Source organism: Paraburkholderia xenovorans LB400 (assembly GCF_000013645.1).
GTDB lineage: Bacteria > Pseudomonadota > Gammaproteobacteria > Burkholderiales > Burkholderiaceae > Paraburkholderia > Paraburkholderia xenovorans.
Genome location: NC_007952.1, coordinates 2,739,174 through 2,763,005 on the forward strand (window position 1 = coordinate 2,739,174; position 23,832 = coordinate 2,763,005).

The window sequence follows — 23,832 nt, forward strand, 5'->3', positions numbered from 1 at the left end:
GAGATACGCATGTCCCGCACCGTCACCGAGAAACGCGCCGCTTTCAAGGCATTGCACACCTCCGGCTGTTTCGTGCTGCCTAATCCGTGGGATGCCGGCAGCGCGCGCTATCTGCAGACACTCGGCTTCCAGGCCCTCGCCACGACCAGTTCCGGCTTTGCCTGGTCGACCGGACACGCCGACAACACCTTGCCGCGCAATCTCATCCTCGCGCATTTGCGCCAGATCGTCGAAGCAACCGACCTGCCGGTCAACGCGGACTTCGAGAACGGCTTCGGGCGCGATCCGGCGGAAGTCGCCGAGAGCGTCAGGCTTGCCGTCGACACCGGCGTTGCCGGACTGTCGATCGAAGACTCCACCGGCAATCCCGCCGCGCCGCTTTTCCCTGTCGAGGTCGCCGTTGAACGGATCAGCGCGGCGCGCCGCGCCATCGACGAAACCGGCGGCGAGACGCTGCTGGTTGGCCGGGCGGAGAACTTCTTCGCCGGCTCGCCCGATCTCGACGATACGATCGCGCGCCTCAAAGCCTATGCCGCGGGCGGCGCCGACTGCCTGTATGCGCCAGGCATTCAGACGCGCGAGCAGATCGAAGCCGTGGTCGCCGCCGTGGCGCCGAAGCCCGTCAATCTGCTGATCGGTTCAACGTCGGCGTTCACGCTGCATGACGTGGCCGCGCTCGGCGTGCGGCGCATCAGCGTGGGCGGGGCGCTGGCCCGTGCGGCATGGGGCGGGTTCATGCAGGCCGCGCAGTCGCTGGCTCAAGGTCGCTTCGACGGCTTTGCCGGCGCGGCGCCCGGCTCGCAACTCGACGAACTGTTCCGTAATCGCACGTAAGGCATGCGGCCAGGGCCGGCGTCGGGTCGAGCAAGGCACCGCCGGACATCGGCCCGAACCGGAACGCGGCGGCGGCATGGTTCGCTGACGCACGTACGCTAACGGCGAGGACGTGAGAAACTGATGACTAACGCGCGTCCAGCCTGTCGACGCCCGCAATTCAGGCACGCTAGTCATGGCATCCGGTCCTCTCAGAGCAGTTGCTGCCCTATTCGCGTCAAGCATCGGCGTCTACCCGCTGACGTCGCACGCGTATGCGCTCGACGCGCAATTCGACTGCCAGGCGCATCCCCACGAGTTCATCGGGCAACTCATCGACGACAAGTACATCGAAGCCAATCCCATGCGGATCGACACGAATTCGGTCAACGCGTTTCGACCCGTGCACGGCAGCGACATCACCGCGTTTGGCTTTCGCGTTTATGCCGTGCTCGGCTACGAACCGGACGACGAGATGTTCAAGAAAGGCCGCGGCCAGGCGCTCGCCGGCCCGCTGTACGGCGCCGTGCTGTCCGCGCCGAGCGAGTCGGTCGAGAAGCGCGTGCGCGCCGCCGGCAGCACCGCCACGGTGCACATGGTCATTCCGTTGCTGCTGACGGCGGTGGTCTGCACGCGTTGACGCTGCGCGCCCCGGCGCCGCGGTGCCACGGTGCTATGCTTTTCGCTTCTCTTCGATCATGTCGCCTGGAATTTCGCGCCGATGCCCTCGTCTGTCCGCAACTCGCTCGTCTGGATCTTCGACGCGTTCGAGCGCGATTCGACCTACTTCAGCAAGCGCATGTTCGGCAGCGACGCCGCTTATATCGACGGCCTCCTGTGCCTGGTTGCCGCCGATCGCGACGCGCCCTGGAACGGCCTGCTAGTGTGCACATCGCAGGACCGGCACGCCGCGCTCATCGCTGAAATGCCTGCTTTGCGGCCGCATCCGGTGCTCGGCAAATGGCTTTACGTACCGCAAGACGATCCGGCGTTCGAAACCGTCGCCGAAAAACTGACGGCGCTGGTGCTCGCACGCGACCCGCGCGTGGGAGTCGAACCGAAGCCGCGCAATCGCGGCAGGAAATCGACTCTGCCGAAGGCGTAGGGGATCACGGTAACGCCTGAGGTCCGGAAAACAGGATGTTCAGGCGGACGGATCACCCGGCGGCCGGCGCCTGCGAAGCCGTGTCGACGCTCCAGCCATAGCCGAGCGCCTTGTATAGCGCGACGATCTGCGCGAGTTCCAGATCCTGCAACTGCGACTGCTGGAGTTGCGCGGCGAACAGACTGCGCTCGGCATCGAGATTCAGGTTCGCGCTCGTGACGTTCGCGCGTGTCTGTTCGAGCGCGGCGGCGGCAGCTTCCTGCTGGCCAATCGAATCGTCGAGGTCTTTCTGGCTCAGCGCGTTCTTCGCGACGAGCGGACGCACCCGGTTGAGATTCGCCTGCGCGGTATCGAGGCGGGCCTTCTGCTGGGCGAACTCTGCACGCGCGGCGTCCAGACTTGCTTCGAAAGGTTTGCGATCCATCACGAACATCACGTCGCCTTGATGGACCATCGAGCCTTCCTGATAGACGCGCTTCTCCAGGAAACCATTGACGCGCGCGCGTATCTCGACCTGCTGCGAGCTTTCTGTCTGGCCGACGTAGTCGAACACGACCGGCACATCGCGCAACGCAATGTCGACCACGTCGACATTGACCGGTGCTCGCATGGCTTCGGGCGCCTGCTTTTCATGGCACCCGGCTAGCGTCGCGAAGGCTGTCAGTACGAGGCAAGCGGCAAGGACGTGCGACCGTTCTGTCATCCTGATCTCCGTCGGCAAATCTCCGCGGCCGTGTGGCGCGGGCGTCGAGACGCAATTGGGCTGCTCCGGAAACCTTGAACTCCGGGACCACTTGTCAACGCTATTGAAACTGCGCTGACGCGTCAGCTTCGCGTCCGCAATAGGCGCGCTCTCGAAGGCAGGTTCGCTTGCCGATCAGTTCGCCTGCCGCTCGGGCAAGACGAAGAACGTGGAGAGTGGTGCCGATAGCCGGTCACTCGCGGCGCGTGACCACGCGTTTTAACCAACCGCGTTAACTACACAAAACGGTGGGCACAGTCAATGTCCGCAGTGGACGCATGCGGTACTTCACCAATCGCGACGCGCCGCTGGACGTCGAGCACGTAATGGCCCCCGCCGCTTTTCCGCCCGGCTTCCCGGCGGTGCGACTGGAAGCCGAATCGTACTGGGACGGTGGCATCTATTCGAACACGCCGCTCGAAGCCGTACTCGACGACCGGCCACGGCGCGACTCGGTGATTTTTTCGGTGCAGTTGTGGCCCTCCAGCGGTCCGGAGCCCGAATCGATCCTGCAGGTGATGAGCCGGCAACGCGACATTCAGTATTCGAGCCGCGCGGAAAGCCATCTCGATCGACAGAAGCAGATTCACCGCCTTCGTCACGTGATTCGCGAGCTCGGCCAGCATCTGCCCGAAGAACAACGCAATGCGCCGGCGGTGCGGGAACTCCTCGACTGGGGTTGCGGCACGACGATGCAAGTGCTGGAACTCGACGCACCGGCATTCGATAACGACGACCTGAACCGCGATATCGATTTTTCGTCGGCGGGCATCGAGCGGCGCTGGCGCGCCGGTTATGAGGACACGGCCCGCTTGCTGAAGCTCGCGCCCTGGCGCGAAACACTGGACCCGATGGAGGGCATCTCGGTCTTCAGGATGGCATCGGCGGAAAGCCGGAAGTAGACAGCGTTAGCGCCGCACATAACGCGGCCGGCCCTCGCTGAAATCCATTTGTACCTAGCACGCAAGACTGTTCGTCCATAGCAGCGACCGGACAGCAGGGCGCCTGCCGGCGTGCTGCGAACCGGCATGCCGACGCCATATGGCCACTACCGGCTGAGGTCGTAAGCATGCGGGTGTTCGCTCGATGGTCCCGGTATCAGGATCGCAGCGGAAAGATGAACTTCGCCGCGATCAGTCCGAATACCCCGCCGAGGAGCGTCTCCCAGGCGCGCGCGCCAAGAAGCGAAATGGAGTGCACGCCGCCGATCGCCAACGTCACGATCAACGTAAAGGCAAACGCCGCGCAGGCGATGTCGTAGCGATTGGGCAATGCCATCGCGTAGACGATCATCGCCACTGCCGCAGCGGCCCAGGCGAGCAACGGCGCGTGCTCGACGAGCGGCAGGCAGACGAGCCCCAGCGGCACACCGATCAAGGTGCCGATAATGCGCCGGCGCACCCGTTCCGCCGTGCCGCTCGCCGAGCCCGCAACCACGTACGTGCACGCCGTGATCGCCCAGGCAGACTCCTTGAGCCCGACCGCCTCGTTCAAGGCGACCACGGCCAGCGAGCCGCTCGCCGCCTGTAAGCCCATGATGAGTTCAGCCGGGAGTTTCCAGCGACCCGGCACATTGACGGGTGCAAGCATCGTCGTGGCCGGACGTTCCGCTGGGCCGCTGAGCAGGCGCGGAACAATCGACGCGAGCATGGCGATCAATCCCGCGACCGCAACCGCCGGCAGATCGACCGGCGTCAGCTGCGCACCGTAGGCCAGCAACTGGCCAATGTATATCTGGGACCCGGCTCCCGCGCCCAGAATGCCGAAGCGCTTGAGGTAGCCGACGAGAAAGGCTCCCGTCACGAGCGTCAGTTCGGGAGCCGCCTTGCCGATGGTCTGCAGGAGCGGGGCGAATCCGATGAACATGGCCGCGCCGAACGCAGCGGCGGCACATAAGAGAGCGAGGTCGCGGCTCGATTCGGCTCGCGAGACGCGCGCTTCCGAGACACTGGCCCACAGTGCGAAGCTGCTGGCCAGCGAACCGACCAGTGTGGCGCCGGGCAGACCGTGCGTAATGTCCTGCAAAGCCCCGAGCGCGGCGGCGATACCGTAAGCAGTGACGAGCCGCAGACCCTTGATCCGGCGATGCGTGCCGGGGTCGATCCGTTCGAGCCATGCCGTCACCGATCTGGAGACGCCGCGCTCGCCCTCGCCGTTCGGTTCACCTCGAATGCCAGCGCCCGGCGCGCGATCGTGCGCGTCGGTGCCGGCCTCCCTGTCGTCGTCATCGAGGATCATCTTTCGCTTCTCGGCGTTGTGCGCGTCGCATCGGGGTACCTCGTAGTCTAGGCGAAAGGAATGGCGCGGACCGGTGTGGCCGCCGCTACGCGACCCGGCCAGGCCGATCTCTGGCATGCTTGTGGAATAACATCCGACAACCGGCGGCCTCACCACCAACGCGTGGCGCGGCGCCACTGACGAAAAGGATCGAGAAAATGACGACGCAAACCGAAACCGCCCTCCTGGCCGGCGGCTGCTTCTGGGGCATGCAGGACCTGTTGCGGCGCTACCCCGGCGTGCTGTCCACGCGCGTGGGCTACACCGGCGGCGACGTGCCCAACGCCACATACCGCAACCACGGCACCCACGCGGAGGCGCTCGAGGTCGTGTTCGACCCGCGCCAGATCAGCTATCGCCAGATCCTGGAGTTTTTCTTCCAGATCCACGACCCGACCACGAAGAACCGCCAGGGCAACGACGTGGGAACGAGCTACCGCTCCGCAATTTTCTATCTCGACGACGAACAGAAGCGCGTGGCAGAGAACACCGTCGCCGACGTCGAAGCATCCGATCTGTGGCCCGGCAAGGTCGTCACCGAGATCGCTCCCGCGGGTCCGTTCTGGGAAGCCGAGCCGGAACATCAGGACTATCTGGAACGCATTCCCAACGGATACACGTGCCACTTCGTCCGGCCCGACTGGAAGCTGCCGAAGCGCGGCTGAAGATGAAACCACACGCTACGGCCGGGCACGGCCGTGGCGCAAAGGCAGAAGTCCACTGAGACGATGTCAACCGCTCGATATTCCACGGCTCAAGCCGTGCCATTGGAATCGAGCTGTGCTTCGATGGCCGCCTTATCGATCACCGACCAGACCTGCTGGATCTTGCCGTCCCGGAATTGATAGAACACATTCTCCGTGAACGAGACCCGCTTCCCGTTGACCGGGAGGCCAAGAAACGTCCCCTTTGGCGTACAGGCGAAGCCGAGCCGGCTACCTATATGAGGCGGATCGGACATCAACAATTGAATGTTGAAATGAAGGTCCGGAATTTCACGGAAATCCCTCTCCAGCATCTCGCGATACCCGGAGAGGCCGATGCGCCGACCGTTGTAGTGCACGTCGTCGTCGACGAACCGTCCCAGATCGGCCCAGTCCTGTTTATTCAGGCAGGCAATGTAGCTGCGATAGAGGTTGGCGAGTTCGATCGTGTTCACGGCAATTGCCCATGAGGTGAAGCGGCGTCAGGCGCTCGCGCCGACCGGCGCGCGCTGCGTACCGACGGCCTCCAGAACCGCTTGTACGACCCGCTCGACGCCCGGCCAGTTCCGCGCGTGTTCGCCCTCGACACACCGCTCGGGCGACACGCTGCGATACGGCGGCGGATAGCCCCATATCGCATCGTGCCTGTCCGGTTTCGTCACGCTCCCGCCGATCACCGCGACAGTCGGCCGGCGAAACGCGGCCGCGACGTGCATCAGCATCGACGAATTCGTCAGCACCACGCCGGCCTGTTCGGTGAGAGCAAACGTGATGCGCATCGGCACCTCGCCCGCTACCGAGCGGACCGGCACGCCCGGACCCGCTGCGGCGATCGCCTCGGCGGCGCGCGTGCGATCCGCCGCGCTGCCGACGATCACGAAATCGCCGGCGTCACCGGCTTTGTCGAGCGTCTGCGCGATCTGAGCGAGCGCCGCGCCGACCTGGCGAGCGTCCCAGGCCTTGCTCGGAACCCCGGCCCCGACACCGACGATCAGCCGCACCGTGCGGCGGCCCGGCACGTCACCCGCCTTCCAGATTTGCGCGGCCGTGGCGCGTTCTTCGTCGGTCAGGAACAGTTGGGGCCGCGCTTCCGGCAGCGCGGTCGCGCCGAGCAGTTCGCCCTGCGCGAGCGCGGCGCGGCCGCATTGCCGGGCGGCGAATTCGATGTACGTCTGGCACGCACTCCAGCCGCCGCGATAACCACGCACGCCGACGCGATAACGCACGCCTGTGCGCATCATCAGCAGCGCGCCCATGTAGCTGCCGAGCACGTCGATACCGACGTCGAAGCCGCCGCGCGCGCGCAGTGCGGCGACCTGCGGAGACTTCCACAGAAAGCGCAGCACGTTGCCGTGCGAGCGGTCCTCGACCAGTTTGTTGTTCCAGGGCGCGTCGATCTCCACGATCTCATCGACGAAAGGATTGTTCTCGAGAATCGGACGCCCCCAGCTACCCACGCCCGCAATCAGGCGCGTCGTTGGAAAGCGCTTGCGCAGCGCTTCGAAGAGCGGTGTGGTGGTGAGCAGTTCACCGAAATCGTTCGGGCGCAGCACGAGAATCTCGCGCGGCGTGTCGCGATGCGGGTCGAACCGTGGACGATGGAACCGGCCGATTATCCAGACCGGCGTTTCGATCAGCAGGCTTTTCCAACCCATTGCTTCTCCAATGCGGCAGAGGGTTATCACCACCGCCGCGTTTCGGTGCGCGCCGGCAGGCGGCCCGGGCGTGCATGGCGCCGTCGCACCGCAGACGCCGCCCGGCTCTCGCTCCGATTGTGCATGGTTGCCGCAGCGCATTCTGTGGCCGGCCGAACAGAGCCGCCGACTGAAGCATCGCCTTCAGCGGCTCTCAGCCGCCTGACGATCGGCACGGCCGGCGAATACCGGCAGCAGGCCGCATGCGGCAACTGACTATCACCGTGAGCCACGAATGCCGCCGCCGTCCGGAGCCGGGCACGTCGCGTGCTTCCTCGTACCCTGGTACGAAGCTAACTGTTCGATAGACAACCAGGAGCCGACAATGAAAGCAAGAACACTGATCTGCGCGAGCGCTCTCGCCGCCATCTGCGCGTCACAAGGCGCCTATGCGCAGATTGCCGGGCTGCAACCGCTCGGCGGCACGGTCGAGCAAACCAACGCGCTGCTGAAGGGCTGGAGCGTGCGCCGCGCGCTCGTGGACGAGCCCGTCTACAACGATCTGAACGACAAGATCGGCAGCATCTATGACGTGATCATTGCGCCGGACCGCAAGGCGACGTATGCCGTCGTATCGGTAGGCGGCTTTCTCGGCATGGGCAAGCACTACGTGGCGATTCCGGTCGATCACTTCCAGATCCGCGACGGCAATCTGTTCCTTGCCGGCGCAACGAAAGATGCGCTGAAGTCGGTGCCGGAGTTCGAGTACAACAAGCTCGAAAAAGCGACCCGGCCGCGCAAGGTCAAGGCGGATTGACCAGACGTGAACAGGCACGATGCGAGAGCGAGTTCTCCCGCTCCCGCATCGGCCGCATCACAACCTGCACTCAGCGATCCGCGGCCGTAACCAGTTGCAGCGGCGTTTCGATCACCCTCGACAGTTCGCTCTGCTTCTTCTGCTCCATCACCGCCTTCAACGCCACGTCCACACCGAATATGGCTTGCCGCGCGGGGAACTGATTGATCGTGGCGAGCACGCGGCCATCGGCGATCAACGGCTTGATCGCCTCGATATCGTTATAGCCGGTGACATAGACGCCGCCCGTTCGGCCCGCGTCGCGAATCGCATCCACCGCGCCCATTGCCATGTTGTCGTTGCCGCACAGCAGGCCGCGTATCTGCGGATGATCGTTGAGCATCTTCGTGGCAATGTCGCGCCCCTTGCCGTATTCCCACTCTCCGGACTGAACGGCGACGATGTTGATGCCTGCGGCATTCATCGCGTCCCTGCAACCTTCCGTGCGCTGCTGTGCATTGCGATCGGCCGGACTGCCTTCGATGACGCCCACCTGATCGCCCGCATTGAGTCGCCCCGCCAGATAACTGCCGACTTGCTGCGCGCCCTTGCGATTGTTCGGCCCGACGAACGGCACGGAAATCCCGGCCGCATCCTGGGCGGCCTCGTCGAGCGGGTTGTCGATGGCGATCATGACGATGCCCGCCTTGATCCCGCGCGCGACCACCGCGGTCAACGCCTTCGAATCAGTCGGCGCGATGACGATCGCGTTCATCTTCGCCTTGATCATCTCTTCGACCATGCGGATCTGGCCAGCGGTATCGCTTTCGGTGGCCGTTGCACGCACCGTCAAACCGAACTGCGACGCGAAATGCTGCTGGTAATCGCGCGCGGCGTTCGCCATCGCCACGGTGAACGGATCGGTCTGCGACTTCAGCACGAGCGCGATTTTGAGCTTGCCGCCCTGCACGGGCACGGCGCCTGCCGTGCCGCCAATGCCAATGCCGGCGGCGACCAGCGCGCCGGCAAACAACACGCGACGGCGCATCCGCGAGGAGGGCTTCCTTCGGGGCGTCTTCTGCGTCATTGAATCTCTCCTTCCGGGAAGGGCAGGCAGGTGGCCGTGCCGCGTTTCGCCGATCACCGTTCGCCCTTCAGCGCCAGCAAACGTGCCGTGATTTCGTCGAATAGCGGCCGGCTTTCGATCGTCTCGCTCAGGCAATTGTCCTTCAACTCCACCAATAGCGCGGCGGCGTCCGCCTGCGAGTGCGGCCAGTCACATCGTTCGAGCAACTCTTCCAGCAGACAACCATATGCCCTTACTTCGAGACGTTGAAGCGCGAGTGCGGTGCTCCCGTCTTCGGGTGCATAGAAGGAGGCCGCGCCGAAATCGCCCAGCAACGCACGCCCTTGTCCGCCATACAGAATATTGTGTGCGTACAGATCGCCATGCATGATGCCCTGTTCATGCAGATGACGCGCCGTCGACGCCATTCCGTACGCAACGCCCAACGCGGAAGCCGCATCGAAACGCGTATCGGCGCCGTAGATATCGCGCGTGCAGGATTCGAGGCTGGGAGGGCCGGCGAGGTTTCCGAATTGCGGATCGATCAGCTCCATCACGAGGCCGTGCGTGCCCGCCGGATGATCCTTGACCTTGCCGATCACCGGGATCAGGTTCGAGTGATCGCCCGCGCGAATGCAGGCGGCCATCTCGCAGTCCGGCAAACCGTCGCTCGTGACCGCGCCCTTGAACAGTTTCACCGCGACAGCGCGGGACGCGTCGCGACGACCCGCAAGCTCCGCGCGATAGATGACACCGGAGGCGCCTTCGCCCAACTGCCTTTCGAGTTTCAACTCATGCCACGCAATGGCTGCGGTCGGCGCGTCGATCAGCGCCGCCGCTTCGAGCGCTTCGCTGAACGGATTGCCGGCGTACGCCAGCCAGGAGAGCCGCGGCAGACGCAGCAGCCACGCGGGCAATCCGCCGAGCCGGTTCGCCGCGAGACGCAGCAATTCGAGCCGCGAGCAGGCCGCAAGTTCCTCGGGAAGCGCGCGCAGGCGGTTGCCTGCCAGCATCAGTTTTTGCAATTGCGTACAGTTGCCGATGTCGGCGGGCAGCGCTTCGATCTCGTTGTCGGTGAGGATCAGCCAACGCAGTTGCAATGGCAGCGCTTTGCCGGACACCCGGCGAATGCGATTCGCCTTGAAGCCCACCATGCTCAATTGCGGACACTGCCCCAGCACTTCCGGCAACTCGGTGAACGGATTGTCCGACGCGAACAGAATGCGCAGCTTGACCAGTCGTGGCAAATCGTCGGGAAGCGTCGACAGCGCGTTGCCCGACAGGTCGAGAACTTCCAGCGTGTCGGCCAGATCGAAAATCTCGCGTGGAAATTCGCTCAGGCCGCATGCCAGTTTGAGGCGGCGCACGCCCGCGAGTTGTCCGGCCCGTAGTTGTTCAAGTGTCGTCGTCACAGTGGTGGAGAGAGGTCCGGTTGCCGGTGCGCTTCGTATCGAAGGTATCAATTCTACTGAGTCGCGCGCCTCGCGCGAAAACGGTTGTACAGTGACGCATCGTCCGCGTTCCCTTCAAGAAGGCAGCCCGGTGATGGGAGGCCGTTCACGAGGAACGGGACAGCAAGATCCGCAGCGCCCTCAGAGCGAACAAGGCTCACACTGTCTGTCGTATATCGGCGCGCTTGCCGCGCGCATTCGCAGACCCGCCTTGCAGCATCTGTGCCGCCAACCAGTCAGGAGCAAGCCAGGTGACATACGCCTACAAGCTGATGGATTCGCCCGTCGGCCAGTTGAAACTCGTTGCGAACGGCGAGCGCCTCGCCGCCATTCTGTGGCAAAACGACAAGCCGAACCGGGTGCGTCTGGGGGAATTGATCGAAGCAAATGACCGGCCTGTCCTGATCGACACCGAACGGCAGCTGAACGAGTATTTTGCCGGTACGCGGCGCGAGTTCGACCTTCCGCTCGCCTTCCAGGGAACGGAGTTCCAGAAACAGGTCTGGGCCGCGCTGTTGACGATACCGTTCGGCCAGACGCGCAGCTACGCGGAAATCGCCGTGCAGATCGGCAACGTCAACGCGGTGCGGGCGGCCGGCGCGGCGAACGGCAGGAATCCGATCTCCATCGTGGCGCCGTGCCACCGGGTGATCGGCGCATCCGGCGACTTGACCGGCTTTGCCGGAGGCCTGGCGAACAAGATGTTTTTGCTGTCGCTGGAGGCTGGGCAGACGTCGCTCGAAGCGCAAGCCGACCGGCAGACCGACATGTTTGCCGAAGAAGGCAAGGCGAAGGTCGAAGCTCAAGCCAGGCCCGAAGCTCAGACGAAACCCGCACGCCATGCGCCGAGGCGCGGCACGCAAAGTTCGCTGTTCGGAACCTGAGCGGTCGCACGCGGCCCGCCGTCACCGCGTGATGTTGAACGCTTCGTAACAGGCCACGTTGACGTGCGCATAAAGCACCTATCCTTAAGAAGCCCCTTGGGCGTCAACAGGAGGATGACATGCGCATGCTTCTCAACATACGAATCCCGAACGAACCGTTCAACGCTTTGGTACGCGATGGCACGGCCGGCCAGGTGGTCGGGCAGATACTGGAAGAGATCAAACCGGAGGCTGTCTACTTCACCGAACAGAACGGAAGACGCGGAGCAGTGCTCGTCGTGGATATCGACAGCGCATCGTCGATTCCCGCTCTCGCGGAGCCTTGGTTTCTGAAATTCAACGCCGATTGCGAAGTGCGCATTGCGATGTTGCCGGAAGACCTGATGAAAGCCGGGCTGGATAAACTCGGCGCGAAATGGAAATAGGGGTTGCCGTCGGCGGCTTGCGGCTCGCGGCTTGCGGTTCGCGGCTTACGCCGCCGATGGCGATGTCATTACGAAAACACCATCGGGCTACGAGCAGCCGAGCAGGTTCAGGCTCGTCATGATCGTTTTGCCCACTCTTCCTGAAGCATCGCCGCCGCTGCCGTGGCCGCGACCTGGCAGCCCAGGGCGATATGCGCCTCGGCCGTATCTTCGATGAAATCGTGGCTCACGCCGCCAATGCTCGGCACGAACATCATGCAGGCCGGCATGCAGCGGGCAATAACCTGCGCGTCGTGCGCGGCGCCGCTCGGCATGCGAATCCATTGGCCGGGCGCCACCGCATCGGCGGCGCGCGCCAGATGGTCCGCGAGCGCGGCGTGCATGGTCACCGGTTGCATCGGCTCGTCGATCGTCGTCAGTTCGACGCTGACCGGGCCTTGTGCATTGAAATCGCGCACCAGATCGGCGAGCGCGTCCTGCATCGCCTGCAAACGCGCGGCGTTCGCATCGCGGAATTGCAGGTACATATCCGCCGCGCCCGGCACCACGCTGAGCGAGCCAGGGTCGAGGTCGATGCGGCCTACCGTCCAGACGGTATCGGCATCCGCGAGCCGCGCGAACGCTTCGTTCATTCTCGGGATAAAAGCCACCAGCGCCGCACCGGCGTCGCGCCGGATCGTCATGGGCGTCGTGCCGGCATGGTTGCGCTGGCCCGTGAAGCGCAACCGCAACTCGCGCAGCCCGACGATGGTGGTGACCACACCAATGGACTTCCCAGCGGCCTCCAGCCGGCCGCCCTGCTCGATATGCGGTTCGAGATACGCGACATGCCGGCCCGGCTCGAAACGCACACGCGGCCGCCCGGCAAGTCCCGCCGCTTCGAGTACGTCCGCGAGCCGTTGCCCTTGACGGTTCGTGGCGTCGCGGATCGACTCGTCCACGCTATCGCCGACAAAACTGCGACTACCGAGCAGGCCGGAAAACGTGCCCTCTTCATCGATCCACGACGCCACGTCCACCGCGAGATGGCTCGTCGCCTCATGCTCCGCCAGTGCCCGTGCAATCTCCAGGCCGTAGATCACGCCCATCGCGCCGTCGAGCCAGCCGCCGGTCGGCTGCGTGTCGGTATGGGAGCCGATCACGAGCGCCGGTCCGCTTTTGCGCGAGCGCCCGAACACGGCTCCCACGCCGTCGATAACGGCGTCGAGCCCCGCTTCCCCCATACGGCCGGCCAGCCATTCGCGCGACGCCAGATCAACCGGCGAAAGCGCCAGCCGGACGACGCCCGGACCCGTGGCGCCGAAACTGCGCAGCCGTTTGAGATCGGTTAGCAACCGGTCCGGATCGATCTTCACCACGTGTTCATCTCCTTTGATTGTGGGTTCACGCTAGCTAGCGGGCGTGATTGCGCGGCGGGTCAGCGTCCGCACATGGCCTGGTGACATTCCACAAGCGGCCAACTTCGCACGCGGCGCTTCGTGGTACGTACTAAAGCGCTGAGAGAGGCCTGCCGTGGGCGCCACGTCTCTCGTCATGGATCCGGTCGTCAATGTTTTCGCCGGCGGCTGCGTTGTCTGCGCATGATAGCCGCAGGCGCTTGAAACTTCACTGACCTCGCGTCGCGGCAGCGATGTCGGCCTGACACGCACACTCAGAATCTGGCGAAGAAAGCCCGCGCCGCCACCATGCAGGACGACGCGACCAGTTGGCCATGATAGGCCCGCAGTACCGCTGACACGCCGCCATCGGCCGCGCCGCCGGCCACGGCCTGACTCGCAACCTCGGCCTTCGCGCTCGCGAAACCGCGCTTGATGGGCGCGTACGGATCGCCAGGCCCGGCAACGGCAGAATCCACATCCAGCACCGACGTAAGCCCTGCGGGCACATGAGCGTTCTGCCAGTACGCCTGCTCGATACGCGCATTGAAAAAGAACACCGTGGGATCAGCCTCGCCGCCGCACAAAAGAACCGGCGCACGCGGCAACCAGTTGCGCAAGTCGTTGCGCCTGAACGCCTGACGCAACGGATGCAGCGGACTCGGTGCCGGCTCCATCGCTGCCGTCGCGTGGGGAAATGCACCGTCGGGATTGGCGGCGGCGTCTTCCAGAAGAGTCAGGCGATAGGCATTGCGCACGAGATTGGCCTTGCCGAACCCCGCCGCGAACAGCGGCGTCAATACCGGCGGCGTCAACGACGGCATAGCGGGTGGCGTCATCGAGGCGAACTGCGGCGCGGGCGGCGTGCTGTCAAAAAGTTGCGTCGACGGCAGTTTGCCTGCGGCGATCAACTTGTTGAGCGGCTGCGCGCCCGGCAGCAACGTCTCTATTCCAGATGCGTAAGCGGCGTCGAAGAAGTCGCCGGCCCGACGATAGATATCCCCATAAGCACGCTGGTAACTCGTCACGATCAGCGTCGCGAAGAGCGTCGAACCCAGGTTGACCTGGCCTTCGATGAGCGCGTCGGCAATAGCGGCAAGCGCATACGGACCGGAACCCGGCGCGGACGCGGTTACTTTCACGCCTGCCGCCTGCAACGCGCGATGCGTCGCCAGGGCAACGAAGCCGCCCTGCGAATAGCCGGTGACGAATAGCTTGCCGTTCTCGTGTGCTCCACTGTCCGGCTTCACCTCGGCGAGCGCGAGGCGCGCCGCCTGCAGCGAGTCGACCATATCGGCCGATTGCTGGTCGGCGTTCAGATACGGGTGGTACGGCAAATCGGAGCCGGCATAGCCCGCATAGTTGGTCGCCACGACGATATAGCCCTGCGCCGCATACATGGCGGCCACGCTCAGGCCTTCCCCGGCGCCGTCGCCGTTGCCGGGATCCGTTCGCGTGATATCGGCGAGGTTGTAGTTGCGGTACGCGGTGGTGCCGTGCGCGTAGAGCATCAGCGGACGCGCTTCACTACATGCCGCCGAAGGCCCCGACGGAATCATCAATGCGCCGCTCGCGTTCGTGGACTCGCCCGCGCCGCCGATGGTCCGGTAGCGAAAGCTCACGATCTCGATACCGCACGTGGGCGCGCCGGCAATCCGCGCGAGTTGCCGGCCGCCCGCGCTCGACGCCAGCAAGGTCGAAAATTCCGACGCGCTCAGCATGAGCGTGACGTGGCGTTCGATAAGCTGGCCGCGTGCCTTGCACGCTTCGTGACAACCGGAGCCGCCCTGCGCGGCGGCACTCGTGTTCAACGTGATGCATGCCAGCAACCCGAGGGCCGCGTTTCGCATTGCTACAGACATGTGACGCTCCAGCTTGTTGGTATCAGGACGAGCGGTTGGCCTTCGCGTGCGCCAGCAACTCTTCTGCCCTCGAAAGAAACAGCTTCAGCACCGGCGACGTATTCGACCTGCTATAGCCGATCACGAGGTCGATGGTCGGCGTCTCGCCTTCGAGCGGCCGGCTGACCACCGACCACGGCAGCAGGTTGTTCGCGTACTCCGGCATCAATGCGAGCCCCCGAGTGGACGCGACGAGCGACATCGCCATAGCCAGGTTGTCGACGCCGTGGCCGGGCGTGACCGCTATGCCGTTGTCGTCCAGATAGCGCTGGATCACGTCGTGCAGCACGCGCGCCTTGTTCGACGCCATGATGAAAGTCTCGCCGGCGAAATCTTCCGGGCGGATCGCGCTTCGCCCGGTCAGGCGATGGTCGCTCGGCATGAGCACGATCAGCTTCTCGCTGCTCACCACCTGATAGTCCAGATCGAACCCGGGTTCGGCACGCAGAAACGCAAGGTCGAGTTTGCCGCGCGCGAGCGCATCGGCAAGGTCCGGCGAATAGTGGCTCGACACCGTGACGTCGATGTTCGGCAGTTCCTCGCGCAGCACCTGCATCGCGCGCGGCAGCCACGTCATTTCCTGGCCGGTCAGAAACCCCAGCGCGAAAACCTGTTTTGAGGGTCGCGCGGCACGGCGCGCGGCTTCAATGGCGGCGTCGACCTGCGAGAGCGCGAGCCGCGCATGGTCGAGAAACGCCTTGCCCGCCGCCGTCAACTCGACGCCACGCGCGCTGCGGTTGAACAACTCCGCGCCGACTTCGTCCTCCAGGTCGCGAATCTGGCGGCTCAGCGACGGCTGCGACGTGTGCAGGCGCCGTTCCGCCGCCACCGTCAGGCTGCCCGTTTCGGCGACGGCCACGAAGTACCGCAAATGGCGAAGCTCCATAGATCCTCTTTGAATTCCGTTTGCGTCTTATCCGGCGCGGCATGCCTGACAGGCATGCCCGTCAGCCTACAAAGTCTTTTTCCTTTGCACAAGCCCCCACTACATTACCCATCAGGCAGCAACGCGCAAGACAAACCGGGGAGCCCCGGACTGACGCCCGCCTCCCGCTCCATGCCTTTCATCTATATCGCCGAGGAACCGAAAATGACCCAGCCAGTTGCTTCGAACGACGCCGCCGCGACACGCCACACGCACCAGACCGCCCCCACCCGATATGTCGAAGCGAACGGCATCCGCTTCGCGTATCGCCGCTTCGGCAAGACGGGAGGCGTGCCGCTCGTGTTCAACATCCATTTCACCGGCACGATGGACCATTGGGATCCGGCCGTGACCGACGGTCTCGCGCAGGATCGGGAAGTGATCCTCTTCAACAACGCCGGTATCTCCAGTTCATCAGGCGAAGTGCCGGAATCGATCGAAGAAATGGCCGCCAACGCCGCCGCATTCATCAAGGCGCTCGGTCTGCCGCAAGTCGACGTATTGGGCTTTTCGATGGGCGGCCTCGTCGCGCAAACGCTGGCGCTCGCCGAGCCGGTATTGGTACGCCGTCTGATTCTGGTCGGCACCGGCCCGCGCGGCGGCGAAGCAATGGCTTCGCTCACGCCCGAAGCGCAGGACATTTTCAGCGCCACGTATGCGCAGCCGGATCATCTGTGGCTGCGCGTGCATTTTTCACCGTCGGACGCGAGCCAGGCCGCCGGCCGCCGATTCCTGCAGCGCTTCCGCCTGCGCAGCGAAGGACGCGATCCCGAAGCCAACGAGAAGGTCGCGCCGGCGCAACTCGCCGCGCTCGCCAGGTGGGGCGCTGCGCGCGAAAACCCGTTCGACTACCTGAAGGATCTCCGGCAGCCGACGCTGGTCGTCAACGGCGACAACGACGTGATCATCTACTCGATCAACTCGTGGATCCTTCAGCAGAACCTGCCGAACGCGCAACTCATCATCTATCCGGATGCGAACCACGGCTCGCTATATCAGTACCCGGAGCGATTCGTCGCACACGTCGCGCAGTTTTTGTCCGATAGCGACGCGGCGGCCTGAATACACCACGCCCGCAGTCACACGACACTCATCTCAACTCGACGGAGTTTCACCATGAACAACCTCACAGGCAAGACCGCGCTCGTCACGGGCGCTTCACGCGGCATCGGCCGCGCCAGCGCACTCGCGCTCGCCGAGGCCGGCGCACAGGTGCTGGTTCACTACAGCAGTGGCGAGAAGGAAGCGGATGCCGTGGTCGCGGAAATTCGCGCGGCCGGCGGCAATGCGCAGAAAGTCGCGGCGAATCTGCGCGAGGCCGACGGCCCGCACAAGCTGGCCGCGCAGGTGCGCGCGGTGATCGGCCACCGGCTGGATATTCTGGTGGCGAACGCCGGGATTTCGAAGGCGGCCAGCATCGAGGACACGACCGTGGAAGACTTCGACGATCTGTTCGCCGTGAACGTGCGCGCACCCTACTTCCTCGTGCAGCAGTTGCTGCCGGTGATGTGCAAGGGCAGCAGCGTGGTGCTGCTCTCGTCGCTCGCGGCGCGCGCCGCGGTCGGCACGCTGCCGGCCTATGCCGCGACCAAGGGCGCGGTCGATACGCTCGTGAAGCATTTCGCCGCCGCGCTCGGCGAACGTGACATTCGCGTGAATGCGGTGGCGCCGGGCGTCGTTGAAACGGACATGTCGAACTTCACGAAGACCGACGCGGGACGCGAGGTGACGCTCGGCATGCAGGCGCTCAAGCGCGTGGCGCAGCCGGATGATATTGGCGGCGCCGTGGCCTTTCTCGCCTCGGACGCCGCACGCTGGATTACCGGCGAGACCTTGCATGTCGACGGTGGGTCGAAGCTCTGAACCCTGCGAGGCGAACCCGGCGAGGCGAGCCCGTTGCCGGGCTCGCCGCCTACTTCCACAAAGTGCGGCCGAAAAACGTCAGCGTGCGATCCCACGCCCGTTGCGACCACACCGGATCGAACTGCGTTCTCGCGATCCGGCCCGGGCCGACGGCCTCTTCGTTGGCGAAGCCGTGGTGCGCGAGATAGCGGTAAAACTCGACATCGACATTCGCGTCCTTCAGTTTGCTTTCCAGCGCATCGACCGTTTCTGCCGCGAAGAACTCGTCTTGCGTGGCCCAATGACCGATCACCGGCACCTTGATTTTCGATGCGTCGATGTACTCCAGCGGAGGGAAGCCGTACCAGGCCACGCCGGCCGACACTTCGGGCACATTGCACAGCGCGAGCAGGGTCAGCGCGCCGCCCATGCAAAAGCCCGTCACGCCGACCTTCGCCGTTTGCTGCTTCAGATACTGGACGGCGCCGCGCACATCCTGCGTGGCCGCGTCGCCGAAATCGAGCCCGTCGAGCAGGTGGTGCGCCTCCGCTTCTTCCACCGTGGTCTTGCCGCGAAACAGATCGGGCACCAGCGCCAGATAACCGGCCTGCGCGAGCCGGTCCGCCACGCCGCGAATCTGCTCGTTCACGCCCCACCACTCCTGGATCACGACAATGCCGGGCGCACCTTCCAGCTTCTGCGGCGTGGCCAGATAGCCCTGGATCTGCTGGCCGTCCGGGCGGCTGAACGTGATCATCGAACCTGCTGACTGTTTCATCGGTTGCTCCTCGAAGTAGACGAAGCCGCTAGCATAGCCCCACTGCGGGTGGTTCTGCAGACTCGGTGCCAGGTCAGCCGATGGGTGCGATCAGTATGATTTGTAGGGCAGGAATTTGCCGCTGAGCACCACCTTGACGCGGTCGCCGTTCGGGTTCGGCTCACGCTCGATATCCATCGAAAAATCGATCGCGCTCATGATGCCGTCGCCGAACTCCTCGTGGATCAGCTCCTTGATCGTCGTGCCGTATACGCTCACGATCTCGTACCAGCGATAGATCAGCGGATCGGTTGGGACCGCTCCCGGCAGCGAGCCCTTGTATGGGACGATTTGCAGCCAGGCGGTTTCCTCGTCGGTCAGGTCGAACAGTTCACGCGCGACGGCGGCCTGCTTTGCATCGAGCGTCATCTGGCCGAGCATCGCCGCGGTCGTCCATTCCTTGCTCCGGCCGATTTTCGTGGCGATCTCACCCCAGCTCAGCTTGCTTCTGACTTTCGCGGCGATGATTTTCTTCGTGACGTCGTTGCGATCCATGATGCAGTCCTCCATAGAAGTCGGGCGATACGCGCATGAGAGCGGTCGAGCGATGGTACTCAAGACGAAATAAGCGCGCTCGCCTCGACATGGCGGACTTCAGGTCTGGAAATAACGCGGCCGGTCGAGGTCGGCAATCAGTCCCGGCTGTTCCGGCTCCCAGTTCAGCAGCGCCCGCGTCTGCACGCTGGAAGTCGGGGCATCGATCCCGGCGAACAGCGCGAACCAGCCGAAGTGGCCGGCCGCCTGTTCGACGGACTGCGTGACAACGGGCACGTTCAGGCGTCGGCCGATCACACTGGCGATCTGCTGGAACGGCACGCCTTCTTCGGCGATCGCGTGATACCGGCTGCCGGCGGCGCCACGTTCGAGCGCAAGCCGGTAGACGCGGGCGGCGTCGAACCGGTGTACGGCGGGCCAGCGGTTCTGGCCCTCGCCGACGTAGGCCGAAACGCCCTTTTCTCGCGCCACGCCGATCAGATGCGGCACGAAACCGTGATCGCCGTCGCCATGAACCGAAGGCGGCAAGCGCACCACCGACGCACGCACCCCACGCACCGCCAGCGACAGCGCGGTTGCTTCGGACACACGCGGATAGGCGGACGCGTCCGCCACCGGCGCATCGTCCTCGGTCGCGAGGCGGCCCGGCGCCAGCAGCGCGACCCCGGACGTAACCAGCAGCGGACGCTCAGAGCCGGCGAGCGCGGCGCCGAGCGCTTCGATGGCGCGCCGGTCCAGCTCGCAGTTCTCCACGAATCGGGAGAAGTCGTGATTGAAGGCCGTGTGAATGACGCCGTCCGCCGCGGCGGCTCCTGCCTTGAGGCTACCCGTATCCTCGAGCGAACCGTAGTGGACCTCCGCTCCGGCTTCGGCAAGCGACCCGGCCGAGGCTTCCGAGCGCGCGAGGCCGAGCACGGTGTGCCCGGCGGCTATGAGTTCGGCAACCACGGCGGAGCCGACGAATCCCGACGCTCCAGTAACAAAGACGCGCATGACAAACCCTCCAGTTGAAAGCGAAGGTCGACTATCGGCCGATTCCCCCTTGGGATGAAGCCGTGAGGTTTTAGGGGTATACGCACTAACAGGATAGCGATGAGCGGCGGCGGACAAGACCGGCAATCGGCCCCACGCATTCCGTCGCAATCGCAGCAATGGGCGGCACAGTCCGCTGCGCCGCTAGAATCGCTCGACCACGCCGAACTGCACGCCCGCAACCGGCGCGCCCGGATAGGCGACCGGCAGCCCGGTCACGTTGACGCCGCGCAGGGTGAAGCCGGCGCCATCGTGATTCGACAGATAGGCTGCGCTGAAATAGAACAGCAAGGTGGCAGAAAAGTTGTGTTCGAATGCCAGGCTGAACTGATCCGCGCTCGCGCCTGCGCCGGTGAAGTCGCGCACGTGCGCATAGCCCACCGACGCGCGCGTGGCCGAAGAAAAGCTGTATTGCGCCGAGAGCGCGCCGCCCGCGCCATGATAGAGCGGCATGCCGCCATCGCCATTGAAGAAGGCGAGCCACACGCGCACTTTATTCACCGCGTACGTCGCGCCGCCGAGATTGGCGCGCAGTGCGCCCGCGCCGTGAGTCTGCTGCCGCGCGTATAGCAGCCTGAGCTCGTCGATCTGATACGAAGCGGTAACGTAGTAGCCGTCGATGCCGTTGCCGTCGCTCTCGGCCGGATCGCGCGTGGCCATCATGACGGTGCCGCTGAACCCGCCGACGACCGGCGAAAGATACGTGATCGCGTTACTGGCGTAAGGCGTGATCTTCGACAGGTTGTTGAGTCCGGACGCAATCGTGCCGGCGCCGAACGCGTCGAGATCGCCCTTGAACGGGATGTAGATAGGCGAGTATTGCCGGCCGAAACGCATCTCGCCCCATGCGCCCCTGGCGCCCACCCACGCCTGGCGGTTGAACAGAAGACCGGGACTCTGAAGCGAGCCGTCGGTCGAACTGAAGCCGTTTTCCAGCGTGAACACCAGATCGGTGCCGGCGCCGAGCGGCTCGCTGCCGCGCAAGCCGATCCGCGAACCGCGATAGGCACCCGAGTCCAGACGCGGTGTCCACCCGGAGCCGGGATCGGTGATTTCGAGGCTGGTGTCCAGCACGCCGTATAGCGTGACGGAGCCCGTGCCCGTGCTCGCGCTCTGTGCCGCGAGGCTCGGCGCGCAACATAGCAGCGCCGCGCCGCCGACGCACCAGACCAGACGACGACGCCAGGTGGCAACCTGTGCCACCGCAGCGCACTTTCGTGGCGGCTCGTTGAATGAAGATCTCGTGGCACCGACCAGATGAAGTCCTCCAGAGTGACATCCAACGCGTGTTTCCGGAACGATAACCGGCCATGTTCAGACAGGCCGCTCGCGGGTCCGGCTTCGAACATAACAGACCTGAGCCGGATTGCAATTTTTGGCTTCGTTCTCTTGAGCGGACAGCGCGGCTATGCGACGCGCGTCAGTGCTTCCCATACTCGTCATGGCGGCGCCACCAGACACCTGTTTCGTTGCGTCCTTTGGGCGCGCGGTCGAGCCATTGGTACATGCTCCATAGCCCATCCACGCCGCGCCCGTAAGTGGAATACGTGTGGTACACCACACCGTCTTCGAGCACGAATGCGCTCATGCCGGGCCTGTCGAGTGAATACGTCGGCGCGTCCGTTCCGCAGGCGTTCGCGAATTCGACGACGGGCGCCGGAGCCGGTTCGGCATCCATTGCATGGCCGCCGCGCTGGTAGTTGTATTCGACGCTTCCTTCGCGCTGCTGCTGCTCGGTGAACGACACGTTGACGTCGAAGTTGAAGTCGCTGCCAGCCGAAGAGGCCCACGGAAACGTCCATCCCATTCGCCGCTTGTAGGCCTGCAGCTTTGCCAGCGGCGCGCGCGATACCGCCGTCAGCGTGACGTCATGATTCGCCAGGTGGACGACCGAGCCGTCGAACCCATCCGCAACCGCCGAACACGACGGACATCCCGCCGTGTAGTCGGGGCCGAACATGAAGTGATAGACGAGCAGCTGCGAGCGTCCTCCAAAGAGGCCGACCAGCGAGACGCTTCCTTCATCGGTCTCGAATCGGTACGGCTTGTCGATCCGGACCCAGGGCAGAGCCTGCCGCTGCCGGGCCAGTTCGTCGCTCTGCCGCGTCAGCGCCTTTTCGGCTTCGAGCAATTCGAGCCGCGCTGCAAGCCATGCTTGCCGTGTGCCGATGGTGTGTTTCGTCGCCATGCTTCTCTCCTTGGTTCGCCATGCGAAGTGCTGCGGGGTGGTCGTGCTAGATTAGCCTCGGGCTTCGAACCACGGGAGTGACAAGTGTGGCGGGATTCGCGTAGATCATGGACTCGCTGGTAACGGCGGCGGCGCGCGCGCTCGCAGCGGGCGATCCGCTCGGCGCGCTGAACCGGGTCGCCTTGCGCAACGACGCGCCCGCGCTCGCGCTGCGCGGCATCGCGATGGCGCAGCTCGGCGATCTGGTTCGGGCGAAGGCGCTCGTGCGAAGCGCCGCACGCGCGTTCGGCGCAAGGGAGGCGGTGGCGCGCGCGAGATGTGTCGTCGCCGAGGCCGAGATCGCGCTCGTCTCACGCGATCTGAACTGGCCGACGAAAGCGCTGGAAAGCGCTCGCGCCACGCTCGAAGCGCACGGCGACCGGCTCAACGCCGCGCATGCGCGCTATCTCGCGGTCCGGCGCCTGCTGCTGATCGGACGCCTCGACGAGGCAGAACGTGGGCTCGCCGGGCTCGATCCCACACCGTTCCCGCCGCCCCTGAGGACCGCGCATGAACTGGTGGTGGCCGGCGTCGCGCTGCGCCGCCTGCAGACCCGCGCAGCACGCGCCGCGCTCGAACGGGCCGGACGCGCGGCACGTCTCGCGGGCATTCCTGCACTGATAGCGGAAGTCGAGAACGCCGCACTCGTTCTGAACGCGCCCGCGGCGCGACTGCTCGCGGGTGGCGACGAACGTCCGCTATTGCTCGACGAGGTGGAAACGTTACTGGCATCGAACGCATTGATCGTCGACGCATGCCGTCACGTGATACGCGGCGCGGGCACGGTAATCCCGCTCGCCAGCCGCCCGGTGTTGTTCGTGCTCGCCCGCGTGCTGGCCGAAGCATGGCCGCATGACGTGCCGAGAGACGTGCTCGTCGCGCGAGCCTTCCGGGCCAGGGCTGCCGATGAATCGCACCGCGCGCGCCTGCGGGTCGAACTCGGGCGGTTGCGTTCGGTGCTTCGCACCGTGGCCGGCGTGAGCGCGACGCGGCGCGGGTTCATGCTCGTGCCGCAACACGCGCAGCAGGTGGTGGTGCTGGCGCGGCCGGTCGAGGACAGACATGCGCCCGTGCTCGCGTTGCTCGCCGACGGCGAGTCGTGGTCGAGCTCGGCCCTCGCGCTTGCGCTTGGCGCGAGCCAGCGCACCGTGCAGCGGAACCTCGATACGCTCGCGGCGCAAGGCAAGGTGCAGTCGCTGGGCCGGGGGCGGGCGCGTCGCTGGATGACCCCGCCCATGCCCGGATTCACGACGACCTTGTTACTCCCCGCGCCGTTGCCGATTGATTAGGATGGCAACACGAAAAACAGGAGGGAACGAA

Annotated in this window: 23 protein-coding genes and 2 pseudogenes; 11 read left to right on the plus strand and 14 right to left on the minus strand. The window is 64.9% G+C overall.

Features of this window, described 5'->3' with window-relative positions; all coding sequences use genetic code 11:
* Nucleotides 1-9: 9 nt before the first annotated feature.
* The 3 genes from BXE_RS34065 (at nucleotide 10) to BXE_RS34075 (ending at nucleotide 1,918) form a co-directional block, all read left to right on the plus strand.
* Nucleotides 10-834, plus strand: coding sequence for an isocitrate lyase/PEP mutase family protein (locus tag BXE_RS34065; RefSeq protein WP_011492670.1), 825 nt, complete (start codon nucleotides 10-12; stop codon nucleotides 832-834).
* 175 nt (nucleotides 835-1,009) lie between these two features.
* Nucleotides 1,010-1,453, plus strand: coding sequence for a hypothetical protein (locus tag BXE_RS34070; RefSeq protein ID WP_011492671.1), 444 nt, complete (start codon nucleotides 1,010-1,012; stop codon nucleotides 1,451-1,453).
* A gap of 81 nt (nucleotides 1,454-1,534) precedes the next feature.
* The gene (locus BXE_RS34075; RefSeq protein WP_011492672.1) at nucleotides 1,535-1,918 is read left to right on the plus strand and encodes a hypothetical protein; all 384 of its coding nucleotides are present in this window, start codon (nucleotides 1,535-1,537) and stop codon (nucleotides 1,916-1,918) included.
* A 196-nt stretch (nucleotides 1,919-2,114) separates the two neighbouring features.
* Here the strand turns inward: BXE_RS34075 and BXE_RS34080 are convergent.
* Nucleotides 2,115-2,621: pseudogene (locus BXE_RS34080) on the minus strand (efflux RND transporter periplasmic adaptor subunit); the annotation flags it as partial.
* A 284-nt stretch (nucleotides 2,622-2,905) separates the two neighbouring features.
* Between BXE_RS34080 and BXE_RS34085 the strand changes: the two are divergent.
* A pseudogene (locus tag BXE_RS34085) lies at nucleotides 2,906-3,562 on the plus strand (DUF3734 domain-containing protein); the annotation flags it as partial.
* A 196-nt stretch (nucleotides 3,563-3,758) separates the two neighbouring features.
* Here BXE_RS34085 and BXE_RS34090 read toward each other — a convergent pair.
* A complete protein-coding gene (locus tag BXE_RS34090; protein ID WP_011492673.1) occupies nucleotides 3,759-4,898 on the minus strand; it encodes an FUSC family protein in 1,140 nt (379 codons plus the stop codon).
* Nucleotides 4,899-5,095: 197 nt separating this feature from the next.
* On the opposite strand from BXE_RS34090, the gene msrA reads away from it, so the two are divergent.
* Complete coding sequence (gene msrA, locus BXE_RS34095) at nucleotides 5,096-5,602, plus strand: peptide-methionine (S)-S-oxide reductase MsrA (RefSeq protein ID WP_007178168.1); 507 nt, start codon at nucleotides 5,096-5,098, stop codon at nucleotides 5,600-5,602.
* Nucleotides 5,603-5,691: 89 nt separating this feature from the next.
* On the opposite strand, the gene BXE_RS34100 is transcribed toward msrA, so the two are convergent.
* Both BXE_RS34100 and BXE_RS34105 read right to left on the minus strand, forming a co-directional pair.
* Nucleotides 5,692-6,096, minus strand: a complete 405-nt coding sequence (locus tag BXE_RS34100; RefSeq protein WP_011492674.1) for an ester cyclase — start codon at nucleotides 6,094-6,096, stop codon at nucleotides 5,692-5,694.
* Between the two features lie 27 nt (nucleotides 6,097-6,123).
* Nucleotides 6,124-7,296 carry a glycosyltransferase family 9 protein gene (locus BXE_RS34105; RefSeq protein WP_011492675.1) on the minus strand — a complete coding sequence of 391 codons (1,173 nt, stop codon included), beginning with the start codon at nucleotides 7,294-7,296 and terminating at the stop codon, nucleotides 6,124-6,126.
* 364 nt (nucleotides 7,297-7,660) lie between these two features.
* Here BXE_RS34105 and BXE_RS34110 point away from each other — a divergent pair, with 364 nt between their 5' ends.
* Nucleotides 7,661-8,092, plus strand: a complete 432-nt coding sequence (locus BXE_RS34110) for a PRC-barrel domain-containing protein (RefSeq protein ID WP_011492676.1) — start codon at nucleotides 7,661-7,663, stop codon at nucleotides 8,090-8,092.
* Nucleotides 8,093-8,162: 70 nt separating this feature from the next.
* Here the strand turns inward: BXE_RS34110 and BXE_RS34115 are convergent, their stop codons facing one another.
* Both BXE_RS34115 and BXE_RS34120 read right to left on the minus strand, forming a co-directional pair.
* A complete protein-coding gene (locus tag BXE_RS34115) occupies nucleotides 8,163-9,158 on the minus strand; it encodes a substrate-binding domain-containing protein (RefSeq protein ID WP_011492677.1) in 996 nt (331 codons plus the stop codon).
* 53 nt (nucleotides 9,159-9,211) lie between these two features.
* Nucleotides 9,212-10,549, minus strand: a complete 1,338-nt coding sequence (locus tag BXE_RS34120; RefSeq protein WP_011492678.1) for a leucine-rich repeat-containing protein kinase family protein — start codon at nucleotides 10,547-10,549, stop codon at nucleotides 9,212-9,214.
* 290 nt (nucleotides 10,550-10,839) lie between these two features.
* Between BXE_RS34120 and BXE_RS34125 the strand changes: the two genes are divergently transcribed.
* Nucleotides 10,840-11,472, plus strand: a complete 633-nt coding sequence (locus BXE_RS34125; RefSeq protein ID WP_011492679.1) for a methylated-DNA--[protein]-cysteine S-methyltransferase — start codon at nucleotides 10,840-10,842, stop codon at nucleotides 11,470-11,472.
* A gap of 119 nt (nucleotides 11,473-11,591) precedes the next feature.
* Nucleotides 11,592-11,897: a hypothetical protein gene (locus tag BXE_RS34130; protein WP_011492680.1), complete on the plus strand. Its 306-nt coding sequence runs from the start codon at nucleotides 11,592-11,594 to the stop codon at nucleotides 11,895-11,897.
* A gap of 116 nt (nucleotides 11,898-12,013) precedes the next feature.
* Here BXE_RS34130 and BXE_RS34135 read toward each other — a convergent pair whose 3' ends face one another.
* From BXE_RS34135 to BXE_RS34145, 3 genes are all read right to left on the minus strand, one after another.
* Nucleotides 12,014-13,255: a Zn-dependent hydrolase gene (locus BXE_RS34135; protein WP_011492681.1), complete on the minus strand. Its 1,242-nt coding sequence runs from the start codon at nucleotides 13,253-13,255 to the stop codon at nucleotides 12,014-12,016.
* Between the two features lie 293 nt (nucleotides 13,256-13,548).
* Entirely contained in the window at nucleotides 13,549-15,135 is a 1,587-nt protein-coding gene (locus tag BXE_RS34140; protein ID WP_011492683.1) for an alpha/beta hydrolase family protein, read from the minus strand.
* A 22-nt stretch (nucleotides 15,136-15,157) separates the two neighbouring features.
* Nucleotides 15,158-16,060 (minus strand): LysR substrate-binding domain-containing protein, encoded by a 903-nt coding sequence (locus BXE_RS34145; protein ID WP_011492684.1) that lies wholly within the window; start codon nucleotides 16,058-16,060, stop codon nucleotides 15,158-15,160.
* 204 nt (nucleotides 16,061-16,264) lie between these two features.
* Between BXE_RS34145 and BXE_RS34150 the strand changes: the two genes are divergently transcribed.
* On the plus strand, nucleotides 16,265-17,161 hold the full coding sequence (locus BXE_RS34150; protein WP_011492685.1) for an alpha/beta fold hydrolase: 897 nt from the start codon (nucleotides 16,265-16,267) through the stop codon (nucleotides 17,159-17,161).
* Nucleotides 17,162-17,215: 54 nt separating this feature from the next.
* Nucleotides 17,216-17,962: an SDR family NAD(P)-dependent oxidoreductase gene (locus BXE_RS34155; RefSeq protein ID WP_011492686.1), complete on the plus strand. Its 747-nt coding sequence runs from the start codon at nucleotides 17,216-17,218 to the stop codon at nucleotides 17,960-17,962.
* Between the two features lie 49 nt (nucleotides 17,963-18,011).
* Here BXE_RS34155 and BXE_RS34160 read toward each other — a convergent pair whose 3' ends face one another.
* The 5 genes from BXE_RS34160 to BXE_RS34180 form a co-directional block, all read right to left on the minus strand.
* Nucleotides 18,012-18,719 carry a dienelactone hydrolase family protein gene (locus BXE_RS34160; protein WP_011492687.1) on the minus strand — a complete coding sequence of 236 codons (708 nt, stop codon included), beginning with the start codon at nucleotides 18,717-18,719 and terminating at the stop codon, nucleotides 18,012-18,014.
* Nucleotides 18,720-18,809: 90 nt separating this feature from the next.
* Nucleotides 18,810-19,253: a cyanase gene (gene cynS / locus BXE_RS34165; protein ID WP_011492688.1), complete on the minus strand. Its 444-nt coding sequence runs from the start codon at nucleotides 19,251-19,253 to the stop codon at nucleotides 18,810-18,812.
* A gap of 99 nt (nucleotides 19,254-19,352) precedes the next feature.
* Nucleotides 19,353-20,246: an SDR family oxidoreductase gene (locus tag BXE_RS34170; protein ID WP_011492689.1), complete on the minus strand. Its 894-nt coding sequence runs from the start codon at nucleotides 20,244-20,246 to the stop codon at nucleotides 19,353-19,355.
* 183 nt (nucleotides 20,247-20,429) lie between these two features.
* On the minus strand, nucleotides 20,430-21,488 hold the full coding sequence (locus tag BXE_RS34175; RefSeq protein WP_011492690.1) for a porin: 1,059 nt from the start codon (nucleotides 21,486-21,488) through the stop codon (nucleotides 20,430-20,432).
* A gap of 217 nt (nucleotides 21,489-21,705) precedes the next feature.
* The gene (locus BXE_RS34180; RefSeq protein ID WP_011492691.1) at nucleotides 21,706-22,473 is read right to left on the minus strand and encodes a DUF899 domain-containing protein; all 768 of its coding nucleotides are present in this window, start codon (nucleotides 22,471-22,473) and stop codon (nucleotides 21,706-21,708) included.
* A 107-nt stretch (nucleotides 22,474-22,580) separates the two neighbouring features.
* Between BXE_RS34180 and BXE_RS34185 the strand changes: the two genes are divergently transcribed.
* Nucleotides 22,581-23,801, plus strand: a complete 1,221-nt coding sequence (locus BXE_RS34185) for a hypothetical protein (protein WP_011492692.1) — start codon at nucleotides 22,581-22,583, stop codon at nucleotides 23,799-23,801.
* The last annotated feature ends 31 nt before the right edge of the window (nucleotides 23,802-23,832 follow it).

Coding starts and splice junctions, on each gene's coding strand:
- BXE_RS34140 (WP_011492683.1), bottom strand. CDS start 15,135: ATGTCTGTAGCAATGCGAAACGCGGCCCTCGGGTTGCTGGCATGCATC.
- BXE_RS34160 (WP_011492687.1), bottom strand. CDS start 18,719: ATGAAACAGTCAGCAGGTTCGATGATCACGTTCAGCCGCCCGGACGGC.
- BXE_RS34185 (WP_011492692.1), top strand. CDS start 22,581: ATGGACTCGCTGGTAACGGCGGCGGCGCGCGCGCTCGCAGCGGGCGAT.
- msrA (WP_007178168.1), top strand. CDS start 5,096: ATGACGACGCAAACCGAAACCGCCCTCCTGGCCGGCGGCTGCTTCTGG.
- BXE_RS34130 (WP_011492680.1), top strand. CDS start 11,592: ATGCGCATGCTTCTCAACATACGAATCCCGAACGAACCGTTCAACGCT.
- BXE_RS34105 (WP_011492675.1), bottom strand. CDS start 7,296: ATGGGTTGGAAAAGCCTGCTGATCGAAACGCCGGTCTGGATAATCGGC.
- BXE_RS34110 (WP_011492676.1), top strand. CDS start 7,661: ATGAAAGCAAGAACACTGATCTGCGCGAGCGCTCTCGCCGCCATCTGC.
- BXE_RS34170 (WP_011492689.1), bottom strand. CDS start 20,246: ATGCGCGTCTTTGTTACTGGAGCGTCGGGATTCGTCGGCTCCGCCGTG.
- cynS (WP_011492688.1), bottom strand. CDS start 19,253: ATGGATCGCAACGACGTCACGAAGAAAATCATCGCCGCGAAAGTCAGA.
- BXE_RS34115 (WP_011492677.1), bottom strand. CDS start 9,158: ATGACGCAGAAGACGCCCCGAAGGAAGCCCTCCTCGCGGATGCGCCGT.
- BXE_RS34155 (WP_011492686.1), top strand. CDS start 17,216: ATGAACAACCTCACAGGCAAGACCGCGCTCGTCACGGGCGCTTCACGC.
- BXE_RS34065 (WP_011492670.1), top strand. CDS start 10: ATGTCCCGCACCGTCACCGAGAAACGCGCCGCTTTCAAGGCATTGCAC.
- BXE_RS34145 (WP_011492684.1), bottom strand. CDS start 16,060: ATGGAGCTTCGCCATTTGCGGTACTTCGTGGCCGTCGCCGAAACGGGC.
- BXE_RS34150 (WP_011492685.1), top strand. CDS start 16,265: ATGACCCAGCCAGTTGCTTCGAACGACGCCGCCGCGACACGCCACACG.
- BXE_RS34075 (WP_011492672.1), top strand. CDS start 1,535: ATGCCCTCGTCTGTCCGCAACTCGCTCGTCTGGATCTTCGACGCGTTC.
- BXE_RS34180 (WP_011492691.1), bottom strand. CDS start 22,473: ATGGCGACGAAACACACCATCGGCACACGGCAAGCATGGCTTGCAGCG.
- BXE_RS34090 (WP_011492673.1), bottom strand. CDS start 4,898: ATGATCCTCGATGACGACGACAGGGAGGCCGGCACCGACGCGCACGAT.
- BXE_RS34070 (WP_011492671.1), top strand. CDS start 1,010: ATGGCATCCGGTCCTCTCAGAGCAGTTGCTGCCCTATTCGCGTCAAGC.